Annotated in this window: 17 protein-coding genes; 15 read left to right on the top strand and 2 right to left on the bottom strand. The window is 58.4% G+C overall.

Features of this window, described 5'->3' with window-relative positions; translation table 11 throughout:
- The 7 genes from hepT to fdhF all read left to right on the top strand — a co-directional run bounded on the left by hepT (nt 1) and on the right by fdhF (nt 9885).
- Nucleotides 1-423: a type VII toxin-antitoxin system HepT family RNase toxin gene (gene hepT, locus MOMUL_RS01280; RefSeq protein WP_062280542.1), complete on the top strand. Its 423-nt coding sequence runs from the start codon at nt 1-3 to the stop codon at nt 421-423.
- 41 nt (nt 424-464) lie between these two features.
- Nucleotides 465-2216: an FAD-dependent oxidoreductase gene (locus MOMUL_RS01275; protein ID WP_153018188.1), complete on the top strand. Its 1752-nt coding sequence runs from the start codon at nt 465-467 to the stop codon at nt 2214-2216.
- Nucleotides 2217-2338: 122 nt separating this feature from the next.
- Entirely contained in the window at nt 2339-3487 is a 1149-nt protein-coding gene (locus MOMUL_RS01270; RefSeq protein ID WP_062280538.1) for a S41 family peptidase, read from the top strand.
- Nucleotides 3488-3531: 44 nt separating this feature from the next.
- Complete coding sequence (locus MOMUL_RS01265) at nt 3532-4566, top strand: alpha-hydroxy-acid oxidizing protein (RefSeq protein ID WP_062280535.1); 1035 nt, start codon at nt 3532-3534, stop codon at nt 4564-4566.
- A 135-nt stretch (nt 4567-4701) separates the two neighbouring features.
- Nucleotides 4702-5181 carry an NADH-quinone oxidoreductase subunit NuoE gene (nuoE, locus tag MOMUL_RS01260; RefSeq protein ID WP_062281407.1) on the top strand — a complete coding sequence of 160 codons (480 nt, stop codon included), beginning with the start codon at nt 4702-4704 and terminating at the stop codon, nt 5179-5181.
- Between the two features lie 77 nt (nt 5182-5258).
- Nucleotides 5259-7112, top strand: a complete 1854-nt coding sequence (gene nuoF / locus MOMUL_RS01255; RefSeq protein ID WP_062280533.1) for an NADH-quinone oxidoreductase subunit NuoF — start codon at nt 5259-5261, stop codon at nt 7110-7112.
- Nucleotides 7113-7188: 76 nt separating this feature from the next.
- Nucleotides 7189-9885 (top strand): formate dehydrogenase subunit alpha, encoded by a 2697-nt coding sequence (gene fdhF, locus MOMUL_RS15490; RefSeq protein ID WP_084785382.1) that lies wholly within the window; start codon nt 7189-7191, stop codon nt 9883-9885.
- 59 nt (nt 9886-9944) lie between these two features.
- Here fdhF and MOMUL_RS01240 read toward each other — a convergent pair whose 3' ends face one another.
- Together MOMUL_RS01240 and MOMUL_RS01235 are read right to left on the bottom strand one after the other, a co-directional pair.
- Complete coding sequence (locus MOMUL_RS01240) at nt 9945-10742, bottom strand: hypothetical protein (protein WP_153018187.1); 798 nt, start codon at nt 10740-10742, stop codon at nt 9945-9947.
- A gap of 27 nt (nt 10743-10769) precedes the next feature.
- Nucleotides 10770-12041: a sigma-54 interaction domain-containing protein gene (locus MOMUL_RS01235; RefSeq protein WP_062280522.1), complete on the bottom strand. Its 1272-nt coding sequence runs from the start codon at nt 12039-12041 to the stop codon at nt 10770-10772.
- A 4-nt stretch (nt 12042-12045) separates the two neighbouring features.
- Here MOMUL_RS01235 and MOMUL_RS01230 point away from each other — a divergent pair, with 4 nt between their 5' ends.
- The 8 genes from MOMUL_RS01230 (at nt 12046) to ldhH (ending at nt 23356) form a co-directional block, all read left to right on the top strand.
- A complete protein-coding gene (locus MOMUL_RS01230; RefSeq protein WP_161484947.1) occupies nt 12046-12702 on the top strand; it encodes an SLC13 family permease in 657 nt (218 codons plus the stop codon).
- 132 nt (nt 12703-12834) lie between these two features.
- Nucleotides 12835-13833 carry a DMT family transporter gene (locus MOMUL_RS01225; protein ID WP_084785380.1) on the top strand — a complete coding sequence of 333 codons (999 nt, stop codon included), beginning with the start codon at nt 12835-12837 and terminating at the stop codon, nt 13831-13833.
- 198 nt (nt 13834-14031) lie between these two features.
- Complete coding sequence (locus MOMUL_RS01220; protein ID WP_062280513.1) at nt 14032-15420, top strand: NAD(P)/FAD-dependent oxidoreductase; 1389 nt, start codon at nt 14032-14034, stop codon at nt 15418-15420.
- A gap of 100 nt (nt 15421-15520) precedes the next feature.
- Complete coding sequence (locus MOMUL_RS01215) at nt 15521-16804, top strand: adenylosuccinate synthase (RefSeq protein ID WP_062280511.1); 1284 nt, start codon at nt 15521-15523, stop codon at nt 16802-16804.
- A gap of 441 nt (nt 16805-17245) precedes the next feature.
- Nucleotides 17246-19021, top strand: coding sequence for an L-lactate permease (locus tag MOMUL_RS01210; protein WP_062280508.1), 1776 nt, complete (start codon nt 17246-17248; stop codon nt 19019-19021).
- Between the two features lie 229 nt (nt 19022-19250).
- The gene (locus tag MOMUL_RS01205; protein WP_236712931.1) at nt 19251-20606 is read left to right on the top strand and encodes a (Fe-S)-binding protein; all 1356 of its coding nucleotides are present in this window, start codon (nt 19251-19253) and stop codon (nt 20604-20606) included.
- A gap of 31 nt (nt 20607-20637) precedes the next feature.
- Complete coding sequence (locus MOMUL_RS01200; RefSeq protein WP_062280505.1) at nt 20638-21201, top strand: LutC/YkgG family protein; 564 nt, start codon at nt 20638-20640, stop codon at nt 21199-21201.
- Entirely contained in the window at nt 21191-23356 is a 2166-nt protein-coding gene (gene ldhH, locus MOMUL_RS01195; RefSeq protein WP_062280502.1) for an L-lactate dehydrogenase (quinone) large subunit LdhH, read from the top strand. The genes MOMUL_RS01200 and ldhH overlap by 11 nt, the downstream gene beginning before the upstream one ends.
- Nucleotides 23357-23406 lie beyond the last annotated feature (50 nt).

Below are 23406 nucleotides of genomic sequence, written 5' to 3'. Positions count from 1 at the left end.
ATGGTTGATATCGAAGTTATAAGACACCGCCTGGCTTTGTTAAGTGAGTATATAGCCGACCTGGAGGCAGAAAAGGAAATCGGCTTAAAAGACTTCCTGGCCGATAAACGGCTGCGCCGGTATGTTGAACGGACTTTACATCTGGCTGTAGAAAGCTGCATTGATATTGCCAGCCACATTATTTCCGATGAGGGATTAAGGGAGCCACGGGATAATAAAGATATTTTTGCTGTTTTAGGTGAAGCCGGCTACCTGCCCGAGGAACTGGCTAAAAAACTTATGAAGATGGCCCAATTTCGTAACATTATTGTCCATGATTATGCTCGACTTGATGCTGAGATCATCTGGGGAATATTAAAACGTGATCACGGTGATTTAAAGCATTTTATGTTAACCATAAAAAAACTATTGGGTATTAGCTAATGGGGCAAAGGTTACTGTTATTTTTTTTCGCTTTATGTTTTATGTTAACTCTAACCGGTACGGGGAGCCGGCCGGAAGGCTGGCCCCTGGCGGCGCCTGCGGTCCGTACGGATATCGTCGTTTACGGCGGGGGCCTGGCCGGCTGCGCGGCGGCCTGGAAGGCGGCGGCAACGGCACCGGATAGAACGGTGGTCCTGGTGGTTCCCTACCCCGAGGGCGAGTATGGCGGGCTGGCCACGGTGGGCGGCCAGAACTTCTGGGACGTGCGCTACTGGCTCCGGGATGGAAGGCTTGCGCAGGGGGGCTCTTTTGCCCACTGGTTTAAAGCTGTGGGACCATTTTACCGCACGGCTGACCTGGCGGCACGGATTGCCGCCGACCTGGGCAAACAGCCTAATCTCCATACTTACTGGGCCATGGATATAACTGCCGTCAGGAAGGACGGGCGCGGGCGGCTCCAGGCCCTGGCCCTGCGAAGCCTGCAAAGGGATGCCGCCGGGACGGTAATCTGGGGTGAAGAGCGCCTAATACTGGCCGCGCCCATCTTTGTCGACGCTTCGGAAGACGGGCGGCTCAGCCGCCTGAGCCAGGCCGGGGTGACGGTGGGCCGGGAAGACTGGCCCGTTGAATTTTTGGCGGCGGACCTGGTCAGCAAGGAAGAGGTGCGGCGTCTTAAGAGCCTGCGGCTGCAAGGCGGTACTGCCGGCGCCGGAGGAATAGCGGCTGGCCGGCCGGGGCCCGGCGACGATGGGGATATCCTGCTGCCCCGCCAGCAGGTGGCTACCCTCATGTTTAAGGTGCGCGGGGTGCAGCCCGGCCGTTACCGGGATATGACTTTCCGCCAGGAGCGGGGTGCCTGGGGGGCCTATGGCGGCAGGGAAGTTTACATAAGCGACCCGGTGGTTACCGCCTTTAACGACAAGTACGGGCCCCTGGGCTTTGCCTTAAAGCCCCTTAATGCCGCCCAGGACGGCCCGGGGAGCCCGGAGTGGTGGGTCAATGCCCTCCTCATCTTTAATGTCGACGGCCGGGCGAATGCCCGCGACCGCGGGCATGACCCTTACCCTCGCGATATGGCTCCGGGCGCTCTGGATACCGATACGGCCTGGCATAAGGCGCGGGAGATTTTGGATAACCCTGATTTTATCCGGGCGCTGCGCCGTTTTGAGGGTTTTGATAAGGTAGAACTGGTACGCGATGGACAGGGCCGGCCGGTCACCGGGGGGATGCTATACTTACGGGAAACCGTGCATACGGTGGTCGACCCCCGGGAAGCGGGACCGGGGACGGAGAACAGCAACTATGCCCTGACCGCGGCGGCCACCCAGGGCGCCGGGCCAGGCCCGGCGGAAGGCAACGATCTTGGCAATTATGTAAACCGCATTGGCCTGGGCTTCTACTGGCAGGATATCAATGCCTATCATTTCAGCGACCTTAAAGGCAGCAATGGCCGCTACCGCTGGCCGGTGACGCCTTTTTTGCGCCCCGATTATCCCCGGACCACGCCGGGGCCGGGCGGATGGCCGCAGAACCCGGTCTATATCCCCTTTAACACCCTCCTCAGCCGGCCGGTGCCCAATTTGCTCATCCCCGGCTACGCGACCAGCATTTCCTCCCTGGCCTGGGCCGAGCTGCGGGTCCTGCCCAATAGTTGCGTCCTGGGAGATGCCGCCGGGGTGGCGGCGGCCTACGCCCTGACGAAGGAGCGCGATCCCGGTACCTTCACCGACGCCGACGTGGCGGCCGTCCGGGAGATCCTCGTGCAGCGCTTCGGCGCCAGGGTGGATAAGTAAATTTTACTTGATGTTAGCATTTTCTGGGAAAAAGATCAATGCAATAAGGAATAGGAGCAGGAAAAACGTTTACTCTACCGAAATAGTTAACAACATCAAACCGGGAGAGGGGAAATGACGGGATGATGCCGAAAGTGCGGCGGTGGGTTTTCTTTCTGGTGACGTTTTTTGCCCTTTTCTTGGGGGATCTGGCTGTAGCCCGGGCTGCGGCGCCGGGGTGGTCCCTCCTGGACGAGGTGCGTTCTCTCACGGAAAAAAATTATGCCGGTCCTTTAAACTGGGCAGCCCTGGAAGCAGGGGCCGTTCAGGGCCTGGTGGAATCCCTGGGCGATCCTTACAGTGAATACATAGCCCCGGAAGATATACCTGATTTTGCTTCTTCCCTGAATGATGAGTATACAGGTGTGGGGATTATTTTCCAGGATCTTGAGGGTCAGGCGGTAATCAGCAACACTGTCCCCGGCTCGCCGGCCGCCCGGTTGGGGGTCGTGCCCGGCTCGGTGCTATTGGCCGTGGACGGCCGGCCGGTCAAGGGTTTGCCCCTGGAGGAGATAGGCCGGCTGTTGAGCGGTAAGCCGGGAACCTATGTGGACCTGACTGTTACCCTGCCCGGCAGTGGCAGTCGCCGGAGCTATTACCTGCGCCGGGAGGTAATCCGGCCACCGGTGGTCAGCAGCCGCCTGCTCGCCGGGCCGGTAGGCTACCTTTACCTGCGCTCCTTCCCCTACTGGGCGCCTGGGGAGGTGGAAACGGCGCTGGCGGAGCTGGAAGCCCGGGGTGCCCGGGGAATTATCCTGGATCTCCGGGGCAACCCCGGCGGCTACCTGGACGCTGCCCTGGAGATTGCTTCCCTGTTTTTGCTCCCGGATAAACCTGTGGTACAGGTGGTGGGCCGGGATAAAAAGGTTACCATTCTCCGTTCCCGGGGACCGGGCCAGGACCTGCCCCTGGTGGTCCTGGTGGACCGTGGTACGGCCAGCGCGGCGGAGATCCTGGCCGGGGCCCTGCAGGCCAATCACGCTGCCATTCTGATAGGAACCCGGACCTACGGGAAAGGGGCACTGCAGACCATCTTTCCTTTGAGCAACGGCGGCGCTTTAAAATTAACTACTGCATATTATCGTACTCCTGCCGGTCAAGCTATTGACGGGGAAGGGCTAATACCTGATATTGAAGTGACGGAGGGCCGGGAGCAGTTGGACCGCGCCCTGAAGGTCCTGCGGGCGCAAATTGCCCCGCCCCTGGTGGCGGGCAACCTGGCTTGCAGGTAATTTACTTCACCTTGGCAAGAAGTATCAGGAAGGAGAAGCTGCTTATGCCGGCGACTCTTGCATCTATTCGCGAGCGGGCCAGGGTGATCTTGGAAGGCATCTGCCATGCCTGCCCGGTATGCGACGGCCGGCGCTGTCCTACCGGCGTGCCGGGGATGGGCGGCATTGGCACGGGGGCGTCATTCCGCAATAATGTTACGGCCCTGGCGGCCTGGCAGGTCAACATGCGGGTTCTCCACGACCGCAAGGACCAGGACCTGGGGTTAAGGCTTTTCGGCCAGAAGCTGGCCTTTCCCATCCTGGGCGCGGCCGTAGCCGGGGCCAGGGTCAACTTCCAGGGACGTGTTAGCGAAGAAGAACTGGCGCGGGCCTTTGTCCTGGGAGCGGCCGAGGCCGGCAGTCTCTCCTTCACCGGGGACGGTCCCCTGCCGGAACTCATGGACGCCGGTCTCAAGGCCATCAAAGCTGCCGGGGGGCGGGGTATCCCGGTCATCAAACCCCGGGAAGATGGGGAAATAGTGAGCCTCATCCACCGGGCCGAGGATGCCGGCGCCGTGGCCGTAGGTATCGATGTCGACGCTGCCGGGCTGGTGAATATGACCCGCGCCGGCCAGCTGGTGGAACCCAAGACGGTGGAGCAGGTGGCCGGGATCGCGGCGGCGACCTCTCTTCCCCTAATTTTGAAGGGCGTTATGACGGTGGCCGACGCGGAGGCCGCCGTGGCCGGCGGGGCGGCGGCCATTGTGGTTTCCAATCACGGCGGCCGCGCCCTGGACCACACGCCGGGGACGGCGGCGGTGCTGCCGGAGATTGCGGCGGCGGTGGGAGATAAAATAACGGTCCTGGCCGACGGCGGCGTGCGCTCGGGTGTGGATGTCCTGAAGATGCTGGCCCTGGGCGCCCGGGCGGTCCTGGTGGGCCGGCCCCTGGCCATTGCCGCCATCGGCGGCGGCGCCGCCGGCGTGAGGCTGCAGCTGGAGGCCCTGGCCGACGACCTGGCCGTTGCCATGCGCCTTACTGCTTGCGGCGATTTAGGGGATATAGGACCGGGGATATTAAGCCCTATCCGAATTTCTTGATTTTGCCCGTTCAAAGTTAAATATGCAAAATAGTAAAATTTAGAGCAAAAAAAGTTACTGACTGGTGCGTAGATTTAGTGTTATAATAACACTAAATTGGCGGAAAGCGTTTGATGGGAGGGTTGGCTAGATTTGATGGATCTTGGTAGCAATAATGATGCGAACATTAAGGCAAAAGCCCTGGCGGAGGTCCTGGAACGCTATGCTGGAACTGAAGGAGCCCTGATCCCCATTCTCCAGGAAGCCCAGGAGATTTACGGCTACCTGCCGGGGGAGGTCATGCGGGAGATTGCAAGAAAGCTGAAAATACCCTTCAGCCAGGTTTACGGTGTGGCTACTTTTTATACCCAGTTTCACCTGAAACCCCGGGGACGGAACATCATCCGTGTCTGCCAGGGTACGGCCTGCCACGTGCGGGGGGGTGCCCGGCTGCTGGAGGCTATTTCTGCAGCCCTGGGTATTGGCAAAAATGAAACTACCGCCGACGGCCGCTTTACCCTGGAAACGGTGGCCTGCCTGGGTTCCTGCGGGCTGGCCCCGGTGATGATGATTAACGAAGAAACCTACGGGCGGCTGGCGCCTGAGAAGATCCCGGCCATTCTGGAAAAATACTAGCTATACGACTATGACGTCGCGAGCTTCCACAGCATGGATATAAAAAGACTTCTATTTTAGGTGGGGGTGAAACTGAATTGCAGGACTTGAAGGAATGGCGGGAAACTTTGCAGCAGCAATCTCACCGGGGGGACAGGCCCTCCCTTACCGTGGGCATGAGCACCTGCGGCCAGGCGGCCGGGGGAGCGAAGGTAATGGCGGCCCTGGAAGAAGAGATAGCCAGGCGGGGTTTGCAGGTAGATATAAGCCAGACGAGCTGTATCGGCATGTGTTATGCTGAGCCCATTGTGGAAGTAGCCCTGCCGGGGAAACCGCGGGTGTTTTACGGCGACGTAACGCCGGAGCGGGTCCCCACCCTGGTGGAAAAACATGTGCTCCAGGGGGAGCCTGTCAGGGAATGGGCCCTTATCCAGTTGTCCGGTGAGGCAACTCCCTATGAAGGCATCCCGGTGATGCCGGGAAGCACTTACTATGGGCGGCAGGTACGGGTGGTAACTTCCCGCCTGGGGCTTACCAACCCGGAAAGCCTGGAAGAATATATCGCCACCGGCGGCTATGAGGCCCTGGAAAAGGTCCTGGGCCAGATGACCCCGGAACAGGTTATCGAAGAAATCAAGATCTCGGGCCTGCGCGGCCGGGGCGGCGCCGGCTTTCCTACGGGCCTGAAGTGGAGTTTTACCCGGCAGGCCCCGGGGGACAAAAAGTATGTGGTCTGCAACGCCGATGAGGGTGATCCCGGCGCCTTTATGGATCGCAGCGTCCTGGAAGGCGACCCCTTTTCCGTTATTGAGGGCATGACCATCGCCGCTTATGCCATTGGCGCCGATGAGGGCTATATTTACTGCCGCGCCGAGTACCCCCTGGCCATCAAGCGTCTGAAAATGGCCATTGCCGCGGCGGGAGAAAAGGGCTTGCTGGGCCGGGATATCCTGGGGACGGGCTTTAATTTTGACCTGCATATCAAGGCCGGCGCCGGCGCCTTCGTCTGCGGCGAGGAGACGGCTTTACTCGCTTCCATCGAGGGCAGGCAGGGCATGCCCCGGGTGCGGCCGCCCTTCCCGGCGCAGCAGGGGTTATGGGGTAAGCCTACCAATATCAATAATGTCGAAACCTACGCCAACGTCCCCTTTATTATCAAGAACGGCGGCCAGTGGTTTGCCTCTATGGGCACGGAAAAGAGCAAGGGGACCAAGGTCTTCTGCCTGACGGGCAAGATCAAGAAGACCGGGCTCATCGAAGTGCCTATGGGGATAACCCTGCGGGAAATTATCTTTGATATCGCCGGCGGTATCCAGGATGATAAGCAGTTCAAGGCCGTCCAGATCGGCGGCCCGTCGGGCGGCTGCCTGCCGGAAGACAAGCTGGACCTGCCGGTGGATTACGAATCCCTCACTGCCGCGGGGGCCATCATGGGTTCCGGCGGCATGGTGGTCATGGATGAGAATACCTGCATGGTGGATGTGGCCCGCTTTTTCTTGAACTTTACCCAGGCGGAATCCTGCGGCAAGTGTACCCCCTGCCGGGAAGGCACCAAACGGATGCTGGAGATCCTCACCCGCATCTGTGAGGGTGAGGGGCGCATGGAGGATCTGGATACCCTGGAAACGCTGGCGCGGGTAGTCAAGAACACGGCCCTCTGCGGCCTGGGGCAGACCTGTCCCAACCCCATCCTCTCCACCCTCCAGTACTTCCGCCACGAATATGAGGCCCACATCAAAGATAAACGCTGCCCGGCCCATGTTTGCCAGGCCTTGCTGGTCTATACCATTGACGCCGGCAAGTGTACCGGTTGCGGCGCCTGTGCCCGGGCCTGCCCGGCGGGGGCCATCAGCGGCGAGAAAAAGCAGCCGCACCGGATTGATCCCGCCCTGTGCATTAAGTGCGGTAGTTGTATGGAGAAGTGCAAGTTCGGGGCCATATCCAGGTTGTAGCGAAGAACGAAAATGGTGGGTTTTAGAGACTTTAAGCTTCAACTTCCCACATCTATTTACGTAGGGGGGAAAACAGATGGCTGATGTCACCTTGACCATAGATGGCAAGAGAATTACCGTACCGGCCGGGACAACGGTCTTGCAGGCCGCCCGGGATAACGGCATCTTTATCCCTACCCTTTGTCATGACCCGAAGCTCACGCCCTGGGGCGGCTGCCGCCTGTGTGTGGTGGAAATCGAGGGTATGCGCGGCCTGCCGGCCTCCTGCGTGACCACCGTCGCCGAAGGCATGGTGGTGCAGACGGCTTCGCCGCAAGTAGTTGAAGCCCGCAAAATGATGCTGGAACTACTGCTGGCCAACCATCCCCGGGACTGCCTCACCTGCAGCAAGAGCGGCGCCTGCAGCCTGCAGGATTACGCCTACTATTACGGCGTAAGGGGAGACAAATTCCACGGGGAAAAACACGACTATCCCCTGGAGGATGACAACCCCTTCATCGTGCGGGATATGAACAAGTGCATCCTGTGCGGCAAGTGCATCCGCGTTTGCGCGGAAGTCCAGGTTAACAACGTCATCGACTTTGCCCACCGCGGTTTCAATACCAGGGTAACCCCGGCCATGGATCTAACCTTAAGGGAATCGGAGGAATGTGTCTTTTGCGGCAACTGTGTCCAGGTCTGCCCGGTGGGGGCCCTGGCGGAGAAGGCGAGTTTATGGCAGGGCCGCGAGTGGGAGCTGACGAAAGTACGGACCACCTGCACCTTCTGCGGCGTGGGCTGCAACCTGGAGGTCAGCGTGAAGGACGACCATGTGGTACGCGTCCGCGGCTATGACAACCCCCTGGTCAACAGCGGCTGGCTCTGCGTCAAGGGCCGCTTTGGCGCCGACTTTGCCGAAAGCCCGGACCGCATTACCCGGCCCCTCATCCGCGTGGGCGAGCGGGGCGAGGGCCGCTTCCGGGAAGCTACCTGGGACGAGGCCCTAGACTATACCGCCCGGCGCTTGCAGGAAATCAAGGAACAGTACGGCAGCCGGGCCATTGCTGCTTTGAGTTCGGCCCGGTGTACCAACGAAGAAAACTACCTTATGCAGAAGTTCATGCGGGCGGTGATCGGCACCAACAACGTCGATCACTGCGCCCGGACCTGACACGCCCCTACCGTGGCCGGTCTGGCCATAGCATTCGGTAGCGGCGCTATGACGAACTCCATCGCCGAAATTGAGCATAACGACGTCCTTCTTATTATCGGTTCTAACACCACCGAGGCCCACCCGGTCATCGGCCAGAAGATGAAACAAGCCGCCCGGCGGGGAGCAAAGCTCATCGTTGTTGACCCGCGCCGGATCGAGCTGGTGGAGCACGCCTACCTGTGGCTGCCCATCAGGCCGGGGACCAATGTGGCTTTGATAAACGGCTTAATGTACGTCATCATCACGGAAGGCCTGGTGGATAAAAAGTTTATCGAGGAACGGACGGAAGGTTTTGAAAACCTCTGGGCTGTGGTCCAGAACTACCCGCCGGAGCGGGTGGCGGGGATTACCGGCGTGCCGGCGGAGAAGATCTACGCCGCGGCGCGGCTTTACGCCACGACTGAAAGGGCGGGGATCTTCTATACCCTGGGCATCACTGAGCATACCAGCGGTACCAGCAACGTCATGAACCTGGCCAACCTGGCCATGATTACCGGCCATGTGGGTAAAGAGTTCAGCGGCGTCAATCCCTTACGCGGCCAGAACAACGTCCAGGGGGCCTGCGACATGGGCGCCCTGCCCGATGTCTTCCCCGGCTACCAGAAGGTGGCCAACCCGGAGGTGCGGGAGCGCTTTGCCGCCGCCTGGAACTGCCAGCTGGACGCCACCCCGGGCCTCCGTATCCCGGAGATGATCGACCTGGCGGCCGGGGGCTATATCAGGGCCATGTACATCATGGGCGAAGACCCGGCCCTGACGGACCCGGATATCACCCACGTGCGCAAAGCCCTGGCCAACCTGGACTTCCTGGTAATGCAGGATCTCTTTATCTCCGAGACGGCGAAGTTTGCCGACGTCATCCTGCCCGGCGCCAGTTTCCTGGAGAAGGACGGCACCTTCACCAGCACCGAGCGCCGGGTGCAAAGGGTGCGCCGGGCCTTAAGCCCCAGGGGCGAGTGCCGGCCCGACTGGCAGATTATCTGCGACCTGGCGGCGCGCCTGGGCTACCCCATGCACTACGACTCCCCGGAGCAGATTTTCGCCGAGATGGCGAGTCTCACCCCCAGCTATGCCGGTATGAGCTACGCCCGCCTGGAGGGTAACGGCCTGCAGTGGCCCTGCCCAACGCCGGAACACCCGGGGACTAAATTCCTCCATGCCGGCAGGTTCCCGCGGGGCAAGGGCCTGCTCCAGGGTATTGAGTACCAGCCGCCGGCCGAGCTGACGGATGAGGAATATCCCATTTTGCTGACTACCGGCCGCATGCTGTATCACTATGGCATCACCACCCGCCATTCGCCTTCCCTGGAAAGCTACCGGCCGGAAGAGCTGGCGGAGATTAACCCCGCCCAGGCGGCCGAGCTAGGTGTCCGGACGGGGGACAGGGTAACGGTAGTCTCCCGCCGCGGCCGGCTGGTGACGAAAGTTAAAGTGACGGACCGGGTGCCGCCGGGGATAATGTTCATGACCTACCACTACAAAGAGTCCCCGGTGAACATCCTGACCAACGCCGCCTTTGACCCCATCGCCAAGACGGCGGAATATAAGGTGACCGCGGTACGGTTGGAACCGGCGAGTTGAAAACCGTCCAGCCTTAAAAACTAAGGGGTGCTGTTATGCACCCCTTAGCCATTTTTCTATTACTTTGCGAAATATATGGAGTAAGCAATTGCCAGGGAACCTAACAGGACAGCAAAGAATGTGGCTACGCTCCACCACCGTGTATTATCCAGTTTGCCATCAAGACGGTTGATATCATTTTTTACTTCCTGGCGTAGGGCTTCAATTTTATTGTCAAACCTGGCTTCTTGGGCTTCTTTAGTATCACTTATTTGCTTTTGTAGATCGTTTTTTACATTACTTATCTTGGCCCCAAGGTCATCCTTGGTGTCGCTGATTTGTTTTTGTAGATCGCTATTGACATTACTTATCTTGGCCTCAAGGCCCTCTTTAGTGTCGCTGATTTGCTTCTGCAGGTCGCTTTTGACGTTATTTATCTTGGCTTCAAGGCCATCCTTGGTGTCGCTGATTTGCTTTTGTAGATCGCTATTGACATTACTTATCTTGGCCTCAAGGCCCTCTTTAGTGTCGCTGATTTGCTTCTGCAGGTCGCTTTTGACGTTATTTATCTTGGCTTCAAGGCCATCCTTGGTGTCGCTGATTTGCTTTTGTAGATCGCTATTGACATTACTTATCTTGGCCTCGAGGCCCTCTTTAGTGTCGCTGATTTGTTTTTGTAGATCGTTTTTGACATTATTTATCCTGTCTGCCAGGGTGTCTTTAGTGTCAACGAGCTGCTTTTGCAGATCGCCTTTGACATTACTTATTCTATCCACCAGCAGGTAAAAGCCAAAGTCCGCCAGTTTTTCCTCTCCTGCAGCAGCTTCCCGCCTTCCAGAAACTATCTCCTGCCGGGCTTCTTCAGCCATAGCTGCCACCCCTTTCACTCCCCTGATAACATCTTACTATGATTTACCTGTTTTGTCTATCTCATTTTCCCCTTTCAGCTTCCGCCACAGGGTGGTGCGGCTGACCCCCAAGCGGCGGGCGGCTTCGGCCTTGTTGCCTCCCGTTTCGGCCAGGACGCGCATGATCAGGCCGCGTTCCAGGATGTTTACCTGGCCTGCCAGTCTTTCTAGCCGGCCTTCTCCAGCTGCACCTTCGCCGGGGATCCCGGCCTCCGGCGTTGTTGCCAGCCCCAGGGCCTGGCGTACATCGGCGGCGCTGATGTTAGTGTCATGACAGCGCAAGGATAAGCGCTCCATGCAGTTGCGCAATTCCCGGACGTTGCCCGGCCACCGGTACTGGAGCAATTCCCTGGCCGCCTCCGGGGTGAGGTTCACTGCCGGCCGCTGCAGCTGGCGGCAGAATTCTTGGAGGAAATGTTCGGCCAGGAGGAGCACATCGGCCCCGCGCTCACGTAAAGGCGGGATTTCCAGGTTCAGGACGTTGATGCGGTAGTAAAGGTCTTCCCGGAAGGATTGCTCCTTGACCATCTGCGCGAGATTGCGGTGGGTGGCCGCTATAACCCTTACGTTGACTGGGATGATGCGGTCATCCCCCAGGCGCATGATCTCCCCCTCTTCCAGGACCCGCAGCACCCGGGCCTGGAGCCGGGGCGACATTTCCCCGATTTCGTCCAGGAAGATTGTTCCTTCGTGGGCCAGCTCGAAAAGGCCGGGCTTGCCGCCTTTGCGGGCGCCGGTAAAGGCCCCCTCGGCGTAGCCAAAAAGCTCGCTTTCCAGGAGATTTTCCGGCAGGGCGGCGCAGTTGACGGCTACAAAGGGACCGTCCTGCCGGGGGCCGGCCAGGTGGATGGCATGGGCAAACATTTCCTTGCCTGAACCTGTCTCCCCGTGGATGAGGACCGTGGACTGGACGGAAGCGTACTCCCGGGCCAGGCGCACGGCTTCCTTCAAGGCCGGGCTTTCGCCAAGGATGTCGGCAAAAGTATACTTGGCCACGTGGCCGCGCCCGGCCAGGCGGCGCCGGACTTTGTGCTCCAGGCTTTGCAGGCTGGAAATGTTCTGGAAAGTAGTCACCACTCCTACGGTGCGGCCGTCGACAATGATGGGTACCCGGTTGGCCACCACCCGGGTATTGCCAATGTCCAGCAACTCCCCCAGTTCCGGTTTTCCTGTCTTTAACAAAGTATGGCACTGGGCGTTGGGGATAACCTCCGTTACCGGGCGGCCGATAGCATCCCCGGCGCGCCAGCCGGAGAGTTTTTCCGCCACGGGGTTGAAGACGGTTATGCGGCCTTCTTCATCCAGGGCGATCCAGGTAGAACCCTTTACCCAGGCTCAACTTTTAACCCTTGGCGGCATTGGCGTTCTCATCATTGGCGCCCTCTTCTTTAAGCTGGACATTGGCCTGGGGGCCTTCCTCATCGGCGCTATTTTATCCCTGCTGAAGGTTGTCGATGAAGGGAAAGCCATTAAGGCCATGCCCTGGGGAACCATTGTTATGGTCACCGGCGTGACGGTACTGGTTAAGCTGATGGAAAAAATCGGCGGTATGGATCTGTTTGCTTCCATTATAGCCCAGATCTCCAACGCCTGGACGGTAACCCTGATAGCCGGTTTTATTGCCGGGTTGCTTTCCGCCTATGCCAGTACCACCGGCGTTATTTTGCCGGCCTTTATCCCCCTGGCGCCAGTTTTACTGGAAAAAGTCGGTGGCACAGCCCTCATGCCCTTACTGTCGGCCATCATTGTCTGCGGCTTCCTCACTGACCTGAGCCCCTTGTCAACAACTGGTGCCGTTTTCCTGGCCAATGCCGGGGAGAAGACTAACAAGACCAAACTTTTCCGGGATATGCTCATCTGGGGCCTGTCCATGTCAGTAATTGGTGCAATCATCAGCTGGCTGGCCTTTACCGTCCTGCGCCTGCCCTGATACTTCCTCCCGCGACCGGCGGTACGTTGACTCTCTCCACCCTATTCTTTGCCAGGCAAGCCGTCCACCTTTTACAGGTGGGCGGTTTTTATTTCCTCCGGGAGGCTGGCCGGATTTACCTGGTCAAAGTAATTGCTTTATGGAAACAAGGGGCGTATAATTAAAAAGTGCGACGGCGGGCTACCGTCACCCCCTGGCTCCATAAGGGAAGTGGTTATCTTGAAGGCCAAACATATTTATCTCTTGCTCCTGGTTACCCTGATCTGGGGGCTGACGTTTCCAATTATGAAGATAGGGAGCAGGTATATCCCGCCCGTATCCTTCGGCGCCTGGCGTTTTTTCCTGGGGGCAGCCTGCCTCTGTGCCTTGGCAGCCAGGCGACAGGGTAAGATATGGCATGCCAGGCAGGATTTCTGGCCCTTAATGCTCCTGGGTCTTTTGCAGACGACTATTATGGGTGGGGCCCTCCATTTGGGCATCAGCCTGGTAAAAAGCGGTATAACTTCCGTGGTATTGTACAGTTATCCTTTCTTCTTCACTTTTTTGGCCTTTTTACTATTAAAGGAAAACCTGACCTGGAAACAGGTAACCGGTCTAATCATTGGTTTTGCGGGACTTATCCTGGTGGTGAATCCCTGGCAGGTACATTTAACGCGGTCTGAATTCCTTGGCATCCTTGTTCTCCTGGGCGGTTCCGCCAGCTGGGGCCTGGCTAGCGTTTACCTGAAAGCAGCCTTTAAAAACCAGGACAAGCTGGTGGTAACTGCTTACCAGATGCTTTATGGTTCCCTGGTGTTACTCCCTGTAGCCGCCCTGGCTGATCATGGCCTGCGTTTCTCCTGGACGCTGCCGGCTATAGGGATCATCCTTTACACTTCTATCTTCACCTCGGCCCTGGGCTTTGCCATCCTTTTAACTATCCAGGCCCGCTACCCGGCCAGCCAGACGAGCGTATACCTCTTCCTGGTCCCGGTTTTTGGCGTTACCTTCAGCACCCTGCTGCTAGGTGAGAAATTGACCCTGAACTTGCTCCTGGGGCTGGCCCTGGTGGCCCTGGGGATTATCACCGTGAACCTGGGGGCTACGGCACCGGCCAGGGGAAAAGATGGATCTGTTTTGGTCGGTAAATAAGCAGGCCCTGGCAGCAACTGTCTACCTTTCATCCTGTGGTGATGCTGCCTGGTGACATGGAGTTGACCGGGACAAAAGCCGGTCCGTAATTTTCCTTGACGCCCCGTAAACGGTCTGGTAAAATTATAATGTTGTTCTGGCTAATCCCGGTGAAGGGGCTATTTTTTTGCCCGGAAACAGGTTGAGGAGGGGAGACGGATGGCTGGAAAATATGATGTGGTCATCGTTGGCGCTGGCCCGGCAGGGATTTTCACCGCCCTGGAGCTAGTGCGGCAGAGAAGCGGGCTCAAAGTGCTGATCCTGGAGAAGGGTCACGGCTTGCAACGCCGGGTGTGCCCGTCCAAGGAGACGCGTTCCAGCTGCTTGCACTGCAACCCCTGCTCGGTAGTATCTGGCTGGGGAGGAGCCGGAGCCTTCAGTGATGGTAAGTTAACCCTGTCGCCGGAAGTGGGCGGCTGGCTGAGTGAATATATACCGGAGCGGGAAGTTATGGCTTTAATCGATTATGTCGATGGCGTTTACCGCCATTTCGGGGCGCCAGAAAAGGTCTACGGCAGTCTCGAGGATGAGCGGATTGCAGATATCCAGCGCCAGGCAATACTCGCGGACTTGAAGTTGATTCCGGCTCCCATCCGCCACCTGGGTACCGGGCGCACCCAGGAGATCCTCCAGGCCATGAAGGATTACCTGGAGGAGCACGGCGTAGAGGTGCGCACGGATACGATGGTGGAGGAAATCCTGGTAGATAATAACCGGGTTAGCGGGGTGGTTACCCGGCAGGGGGAAGAGATCAGCGCCCGTTATGTGGTCCTGGCCCCGGGCCGGGAAGGCGCCGACTGGCTGCGCCGGGTGGCTGCCCGGCTGAACCTGAAGCTGGCCGTCAATCCTGTGGACATTGGCGTGCGGGTGGAAGTACCGGCGGCCGTCATGGAGCACCTGACCAGCGTCATCTACGAATCCAAATTTATCTTCTACTCGCGGAAATTTGACGATCGAGTACGGACCTTCTGCATGAACCCCTATGGGGAAGTAGTGCTGGAAAATAATGAGGGCCTGGTGACGGTGAACGGCCATTCCTATGCTGACAAAAAGACTAACAATACCAACTTTGCCCTGCTGGTTAGCAAGACCTTTACCGAGCCATTCAAGGAACCCATTGCCTACGGCCGTTATGTGGCCCGGCTGGCCAACCTCCTGGGCGGCGGTGTCCTGGTCCAGCGCCTGGGAGATCTCCTGTCGGGGCGGCGGACCACAGCCGATCGTCTGGAAAAGGGTCTGGTGACACCGACCCTGACCGAGGCGACGCCAGGCGACCTGTCCCTGGTTTTCCCGTACCGCCACCTGACAGCCATTGTAGAGATGCTGGCGGCCATGGATAAGATCGCACCGGGGGTTTACTCCCGGCACACCCTGCTTTATGGCGTGGAGGTTAAATTTTACTCTTCCCGGTTAAATTTAAGCCAGGAATTGGAAACAAATATCCGCGGCCTGTACGCTGCCGGTGATGGTGCCGGCGTTACCCGCGGCCTGGCCCAGGCTTCGGCGGCCGGCGTCATTGCCGCCCGGGCCATTATGGCCAGCGCTTAACTTGGGGGGCCGTGGCTTGCGCCCGGCTCCCATACCGGGCGAGGATTGAAATAAAGAAACAAACACATAAACAACAAATAAATTGAAAGGCGGTGCTTGCATGGCAGCGGTAGTCCTGGTGGGAGCCCAGTGGGGCGACGAGGGCAAGGGCAAAATTACAGATTACCTGGCGGAAAAGGCTGAAGTGGTGGTTCGTTATCAGGGAGGAAGCAACGCCGGTCATACGGTCATGGTCGGGGAACAGGAGTTCAAACTGCACCTGGTACCTTCCGGTATCCTCTACCCCGGCAAGCTCTGCCTTATTGGCAATGGTGTAGTGGTCGACCCTGCCGTCCTGGTACAGGAACTAGACGGCCTGGCGGAGCGGGGTATAGATACCTCCAGTTTGAGGATCAGCGACCGGGCCCACCTCATTTTACCTTACCATAAGGGCCTGGATGCTGCCGAGGAAGAGCGCCGGGGCCAAGCCCAGATTGGCACCACCAAACGGGGCATTGGCCCGGCCTATGTTGATAAAACGGCCCGGACGGGCATCCGGGTAGGGGATCTCCTGGATTGGGAGGAATTCCGCGGGAAGCTGGCCCGCAACCTGGCGGCAGTCAATGAGATGCTGGCTAAAATTTACGACCGGCCGGGTTACGTCCTGGAGGCCATCCTGGACGAATATGCCGGCTATGCCAGGCGCCTGAGGCCCCTCATTGCCGATACCGTCCACCTGGTTAATGAGGCTTTAAAGAATGGTCGCAGGGTCCTCTTTGAAGGTGCCCAGGGGACCCTCCTGGACCTGGATCAGGGGACTTATCCCTTTGTTACTTCTTCCTACCCAACGGCTGGCGGGGCCTGCATTGGTGCCGGTATCGGCCCGACGAAGATTAATAAGGTCCTGGGGGTGGTCAAGGCTTATACCACCCGGGTGGGAGGCGGGCCCTTCCCGGCTGAAATAACGGGGAGTATCGGCGATACTTTGAGGGAGCAGGGAAGGGAATATGGTACCACCACCGGGCGGCCGCGCCGCTGCGGCTGGCTGGATACGGTCATCTTGCGCCATGCCGCCGAGGTCAACGGCCTGACGGGCCTCGCCCTGACCAAGCTGGATGTCCTGACGGGAATTGATCCTTTACGCATTTGTACCGGCTACCGTTACGGCGGCGAGATAATCCGGGATTTCCCAGCCAGCCTGAAGGTCCTGCAGCAGTGTGAGCCCGTTTATGAAGAAGTCCCCGGCTGGCAGGAAGATATCACTGCAGCTAGGTCCCTGGCGGACTTGCCTGCTGCGTGCCGCAGCTACATCCGGCGGCTGGAAGAACTGGCCGGGGTGCCCGTTCATCTCATTGCCGTCGGCCCGCGCCGGGACCAGACCATTGTGGTGGAAGATGTTTTCTAGCCTTGCTTGCAGCAACACGCCGGTGCCTGGCCCTGAAGACCAGTCGCCGGCGTTTTTTCTTTGCTTTGGGCAACCCGGAGAAGCTTTTTACCCGGCGAAACCAGAGTGAATGAAAAAATTAACGGATCTTTTTTAATTAAGGGTAATAGATGTTTGTGAAAAGGATGGCATGCATTAAATATATCAGGTATTGAAATTCCCATAAAAAAGGTTTATCATAAAAATTGCCTGACAGCCACGCCGGAGAGGGGAATACCGCCACGATGAAGCAGGAGGGAGGGCGTGAGCCTTTCTCTGGTCAGGTAATTTAATAGGGAAGGGGGGGTTAGCGGAAGCAACATTTTTGCGACGAAGGGGACACTTGGCAAGTATCTGGTCTGATCACCTGAATGTCATAACAGTATATTCGGAATTTAATGATGACAAGGAGGCGCTGAAATAATGCCCTGGACCCAAGTCTATGATCCGGCCAATAATCTTGCGGTTTCAGCCCTGCTGGCTGCTATTCCCATTATATTCCTTTTTTATGCCCTGGCCGTTCGGAAAATGAAAGGCCATATTGCCGGCCTTCTAACAGTGGTGGCGGCTATTGCTGTCGCTGTTTTCGGCTACCGCATGCCGGCTGGCCTGGCCATTCTTTCCTTTGTCAACGGCGGACTGTACGGTCTGTTTCCCATTGGCTGGATTGTAGTTGCCGCCGTCTTTTTGTACCAGATAACTGTAAAAACGGGGCAGTTTGAAATTATCAAGGATTCTATTGCCGGTATTACTGAAGATCGGCGCCTGCAGGCATTGCTGATTGCTTTTTCCTTTGGTGCTTTCCTTGAAGGTTCGGCTGGTTTTGGCGCTCCGGTAGCCATTACCGCAGCTATGCTGGCAGGCCTGGGCTTCAACCCCGTGTATGCCGCCAGTATTTGCCTGCTGGCCAACACGGCGCCGGTGGCCTTCGGTGCTATTGGTGTTCCTGTGCTCACCCTCGGCCAGGTGGCAGGGATTGATTCCATGCTCCTGAGCAAAATGATCGGCCGCCAGTTGCCTTTCCTCTCTGTCCTATTGCCTTTCTGGCTGGTGGCAATCATGTCGGGCTGGAAAGGTGTCAAAGAGACCTGGCCGGCTTGTCTTGTCAGCGGTGGTTCTTTTGCCGTCAGCCAGTGGTTTTCCTCCAACTATTTAAGTCCTATGCTGCCCGATATTATCTCCGCTCTCTTTTCTCTAATCTGCCTGATATTGTTTCTGCGCGTCTGGCAACCCGGACATATCTGGCGTTTCTCCAACGAGCCTGCCTCAAGGGGGCCCCGATCCCACCATGCGCCTGGAACTATTCTGAAGGCGTGGACGCCTTTTATCATCCTCACGTTGATGGTAGCTGACTGGGGTATCGGTCCGGTAAAGGCTGTACTGGATCTGGTTACTATCAAATTCGCCATACCTGGCCTGCATCAGGCCATTATCAAGGCCGGTACTTCCGAACCCATGAACGCTATCTTTACCTTTAACTGGCTTGCAGCCCCGGGTACAGGGATCCTAATTGCTGCTTTCATATCGATGCTGATTCTAGATATGCGCTTTAGCGACTGGCTGCGCCTCTTCGGCGAGACTTTACATGATTTGCGCTATGCTGTCCTTACGATATTTTTAGTTCTGGGTTTTGCTTATACAGCAAACTATTCCGGGATGAGTACCACCCTGGGACAGGCCCTGACAGTTACCGGTAAGGCTTTTCCTTTTGTAGCACCCTTTCTGGGTTGGCTGGGTGTCTTCATTACGGGTAGCGATACGTCCGCCAATGCCCTTTTCGGTAAATTGCAGTATATTACCGCTCAAAATATCGGCGTCGATCCGGTGCTGACGGTAGCTGCCAACTCCTCCGGCGGTGTCACTGGAAAAATGATTTCCCCTCAGAGCATTGCTGTTGCCACGGCGGCTACCGGTCAGGTGGGCCAGGAGGGTGTCCTCTTCCGTTTCGCTATCGTGCCCAGCATCTTGATGACGGTTTTTATCAGCGTCATAACAACCCTTCAGGCCTATTTCTTTACATGGATGATCCCGGCCCACGGCGACCTGGCTCGGCCAGCGGCCAACAACGCCGTGGCCAGCCTGTCCGGCGGGTTATGGATCCTTGCCGGGACACTGGGCGCTATTGTCATCCTGGCGGTTATCGTTGCTTCAAGCAACCGCCATGCCGGCCGGCGGGAAGTTTATACACCGGGCAAATAGGCTGCAGGAAATGGCAAAAGCCCCGTTGAGCGGGGCTTTTTTTAATGAGCGCTGCAGTCCAGCAAGACACGACCCCTAAGCCGTCCTGAAATAGCAGGGGCTGGACTGTAAAATACTTATTGAATTGCCGCAAAAAAATGTTATAATGTAACCATCAGGTGGTCAGGCCGGACAAAATTGCCTGACCATTAAGACGGCGATCCGGCGGAGCAAGCAGGCCGTGGCCTCTGTGGAGGCGTTAATTCCGGGGAAGCTGGTAGGTCCCTTGCCGGCAAAGGAGCGAACTGCCGTGAGTCCTTTCGATGATTTAGCCCTGGTAGAAGAGGAAATGGCCAGATGCATGAAGTGCGGCAACTGCCAGGCGGTATGCCCTTTATACAAAGAAACCCTGCAGGAAGGGGCGGTAGCCCGGGGTAAGATCCAGCTGGCCTATGCCTACCTGAAGGGCGAGATCCCGGCCACCCACATCCTGGCGGAAAAGCTGCTTTTTTGCCTTACCTGCATGGCCTGCGTTGCCAACTGCCCCAGTGGTGTCCGGGTCGATACGGTAGTCCTGGCTGCCCGGGCGGCCATGGTGCGGGAAAAGGGCCTGCCCTGGGTAAAAAAAGTAATCTTCCAGGGCTTGAAGCGCCCCCGGCTCTTTGACACGGTCCTCAAAACCGGCCGCCGTCTCCAGCCCCTGGTCCTGCGTTACCGGCCGGAAATCCAGCGCTGTCACCCCCGCTTCCCCATCGGGCTGGAACTGCGGCGGGTGTTGCCGCCCCTGGCTAAAAGGACTCTGAAAGAAGAGTTCCCCGAGGTAATCCGCCCGGTAAAACCCCGGGCCAGGGTGGTCTTTTTCACCGGTTGCCTGGAAAATTATATCTACACCGACATCGGCCGGGCGGTGGTCAACGTCCTGCTGGTCAATGATATCGAGGTCATAATCCCCAGGGACCAGCACTGCTGCGGTATCCCGGTCCTGGTACACGGCGACGTCCCGGCGGCCAGGGAAATGGCCGCTTCCAACCTGCAGATTTTCCAGCGTTATAAATTTGACTACCTGGTGGTGGCCTGCGCCACCTGCGGCGAGGCCTGGAAGCATTTTTACCCGCAACTCCTCGAGAACAGCTTCCAGGGAGAGGCGGCCCGGGTCACGGCCGCCAGGGCCCGGGATATCAACGAACTGCTGCTGGAGATTGATTACCGCCGGCCTGCCGCCGGCCTGCCCCTCAAGGTGACCTACCATGATCCCTGTCACCTGGTGCGCGGCCAGGGTATTAGCAATGAACCGCGGCAGGTTTTGCGCTCCATCCCCGGCCTTGAGTTACGGGAAATGAAAAATGCCGGCCGCTGCTGCGGCGGCGCCGGTTCCTTCAGCCTGACCAATTACGACACGTCCATGCAGGTCCAGGCCCACAAGGTGGCGGCCATCAAGGCCACCGGGGCTGATACGGTGGTTACCAGTTGCCCTGCCTGCCGCATGCAGCTGGAAGACGGCCTGACCCAGGCGGGGCTTTCGCCGCGGGTCCTCCACGTCGTCCAGTTGCTGGAACAGGCCTACGCCAGGGGTGAAGTGAGAAGTGAGAGGCAAGAGGTGGGATAAAGAATATATAATCACGGGGAGGGTTTTATTCTTGAACCAAAATGATTTAATTGCTTTCTTTACCCGGCAGGCTGAGGCCATGGGAGCGCAGGTCATACCAGTGGACGGCGCGGGGGGGATCGGGCCGAAACTGGTCGAGGTTTTAAGGCCCTTTGGGCAACGGGTAGCCCTGGTAGAATCCTCTATGTGCAGGGAAGCTGGGCTGGAGGCGTCCCTGACGGCAGCCGGTTTCCATATTGAGAAGGACGGCGCCGGTTTTGCCCGCCAGGCCGATACTGGTATTGTTGAGTTTGATTATGGCATTGCCGAGACGGGAACCCTGGCCATGGACGCCACCGGCTTGAAGGCGCGCCTGGCAACAATGTTGCCCCTGACCTGCGTCGCCCTGGTGCGGGCGGAGCGAGTCCGGGCCAATTTAACCGAGGTAATCGACGCCTACCTGGAGCGGGGGAACTGGCCGGGGTATTTCACCCTGGTCACGGGTCCCAGCCGTACGGCTGACATTGAACGCAGCCTGACCATTGGTGTTCACGGCCCGGAAAGGCTGCTGATTATCCTGGTGGGAAATAACGGAGGTGACTGCCATGGCCGGTAAAGAATTCAAGCAACGTATTCACCGGGCATTGAATAATGCCAGCCTGCGCGGGGCGCTGGGGCGTTTTGCCGACTCTTACATCGTTTCCCGGGAACAGGTCTATGCCGGCCGGGATTTTGAATCCTTAAGGCAGAGGATTGCCGCTATCAAGGCCGATGCCGCCGGACGTTACGAGGAACTGGCAGAACGGTTCACCCGGGCGGTGGAGGCCCGTGGCGGCAAGGTATTCCGTGCTCACGACGCAGCGGCCGCTAGGGAATATATCTACCAGGTAGCTAAAGAACATGGCGTAACCGATATCGTCAAGTCCAAGTCCTTTGCTTCGGAAGAGATCCACCTGAACGAATTCCTCCAGGAGCGGGGCATCAACCCCCATGAGACCGACCTGGCCGAGTGGATACTGCAGCTCATGCCGGGAGAAAGGCCTTCCCACATGGTTATGCCGGCCATTCACCTACCCAAGGAAGAGGTGGCCCGGGTCTTCAGCCGTTACCTTGGTCAACCGGTGGAACCGGATATTAAAAACCTGGTCCGCATCGCCCGCCGGGAGCTGAGGAAAAAGTTTCTTACCGCCGGCATGGGCATCAGCGGCGCCAACATTGCTGTGGCTGAAACGGGGACCATTGTCATCTGCACCAATGAGGGCAACGCCCGCCTGGCTACGACTGTACCGCCGGTCCACGTGGCCATTGTCGGCTACGAGAAGCTGGTGCCGGAGCTCAAAGATATCGTTCCCATCCTTGAGGCCCTGCCCCGCAGCGGCACGGCCCAGCCCATTACCAGCTATGTGACCATGATTACCGGCCCGGTCCCGGCCTGGCGGGATGATAGCGAGGGGATTAAAGAGCTGCACGTCGTTCTCCTGGACAACGGCCGTACCCGGATGGCCGCCGATCCGGTCTTCAAGGAAGCCCTGCAGTGCATCCGTTGTGCTTCCTGCACCAACGTCTGCCCCGTCTTTCAGCTGGTCAGCGGCCAGGTCTACGGCTATATTTACAACGGCGGCATTGGCAGCATTCTGACGGCTTTCTTTAACTCCCTGGAAGACGCTGCCGAGCCCCAGAGCCTTTGTATCGGCTGCCGGCGTTGCGCCGAGGTCTGCCCGGCGAAGATCAACATCCCCGACCTGGTCTTGAAGCTGCGGGAGCGGGTCGTCACGAAACAGGGCCTCTCCAGCGGCTACCGCATCGCCCTCCACGGGGTGGTGGCCAGGCCTAAGCTCATGCACACCCTGCTGCGGGCCGCTGCCCGTCTCCAGGGCCCGGTGACCCATGGCCGGCCCCTCATCCGGCACCTGCCCATCTTCTTCAGCAGTCTCACGGAAGGGCGCAGCCTCCCGGCCATTGCCCGGGCGCCCCTGCGGGACCGGGTGAAGGACCTGGAACGTCCCTTGAGCCGGCCCCGCCTGCGGGCTGCTTTTTACAGCGGCTGCGTCATTGACTTTGTCTACCCGGAGATCGGCGAGGCCGTTTATAAGGTGCTGGGGCGGGAAGGGGTGCAGGTAGTCTTCCCCCAGGAACAGGCCTGCTGCGGCGCGCCGGCAGCATACGCCGGCGACCGGGAGACGGCGGTTAAACTGGCTAAACAAAATATTGCCGCCCTGGAAGGCACCGGTGCCGGGGTTATCGTTACCGCCTGCCCCACCTGCGCCGTGGCCCTGAAGAAGGACTTTCCCGAGCTCCTGACCGGAGACCCGGCTTGGGAAGCGCGGGCGCGGATTGTAGCGGCAAAGGTCAAGGACTTTACCGAACTCGTCCATGAACTGACACGGGATCGCCAGGGATCTTCCGGCCAGCCGCTTAAAGAAAGCGGGCGGGCCCTTAAAGTTACCTACCACGATTCCTGCCACTTCAAGCGGCACCTGGGCCTGGACCGGGTGGCGCGGGAGGTGTTAAACGGCCAGCCGGGGTTAGAACTGGTTGAGATGCAGGAAAGCGACCGCTGCTGCGGCTTTGGCGGCTCCTACAGCATCAAGTACCCGGAAATCAGCAGGCCTATCCTGGAGCGCAAGCTAAAAAATATTGCGGCGAGCGGGGCGGAATTGGTGGCGGTGGACTGCCCGGGCTGCGTCCTCCAGCTCCGCGGCGGTCTGGACCAGATGGGAAGTGCTGTACAGGTTAAGCATACGGCCGAGATACTTGCGATTGAAGATTGAAAAACCGTAAACAGGGCTGTAGTGACATTGCTTTAGGGGTGAGGACAAAG

This window comes from Moorella mulderi DSM 14980, assembly GCF_001594015.1.
Classification (GTDB): domain Bacteria; phylum Bacillota; class DSM-521; order Neomoorellales; family Neomoorellaceae; genus Neomoorella; species Neomoorella mulderi.
Note: the sequence above shows the minus strand (reverse complement) of the source record. Positions and strands in the feature narration are given on the sequence as shown.

Excerpts from the sequence above, each read along its gene's own strand:
- hepT (WP_062280542.1), top strand. The coding sequence starts at position 1 with ATGGTTGATATCGAAGTTATAAGACACCGCCTGGCTTTGTTAAGTGAG.
- MOMUL_RS01275 (WP_153018188.1), top strand. The coding sequence starts at position 465 with ATGTTAACTCTAACCGGTACGGGGAGCCGGCCGGAAGGCTGGCCCCTG.
- MOMUL_RS01270 (WP_062280538.1), top strand. The coding sequence starts at position 2,339 with ATGATGCCGAAAGTGCGGCGGTGGGTTTTCTTTCTGGTGACGTTTTTT.
- MOMUL_RS01265 (WP_062280535.1), top strand. The coding sequence starts at position 3,532 with ATGCCGGCGACTCTTGCATCTATTCGCGAGCGGGCCAGGGTGATCTTG.
- nuoE (WP_062281407.1), top strand. The coding sequence starts at position 4,702 with ATGGATCTTGGTAGCAATAATGATGCGAACATTAAGGCAAAAGCCCTG.
- MOMUL_RS01220 (WP_062280513.1), top strand. The coding sequence starts at position 14,032 with ATGGCTGGAAAATATGATGTGGTCATCGTTGGCGCTGGCCCGGCAGGG.
- MOMUL_RS01215 (WP_062280511.1), top strand. The coding sequence starts at position 15,521 with ATGGCAGCGGTAGTCCTGGTGGGAGCCCAGTGGGGCGACGAGGGCAAG.
- MOMUL_RS01210 (WP_062280508.1), top strand. The coding sequence starts at position 17,246 with ATGCCCTGGACCCAAGTCTATGATCCGGCCAATAATCTTGCGGTTTCA.
- ldhH (WP_062280502.1), top strand. The coding sequence starts at position 21,191 with ATGGCCGGTAAAGAATTCAAGCAACGTATTCACCGGGCATTGAATAAT.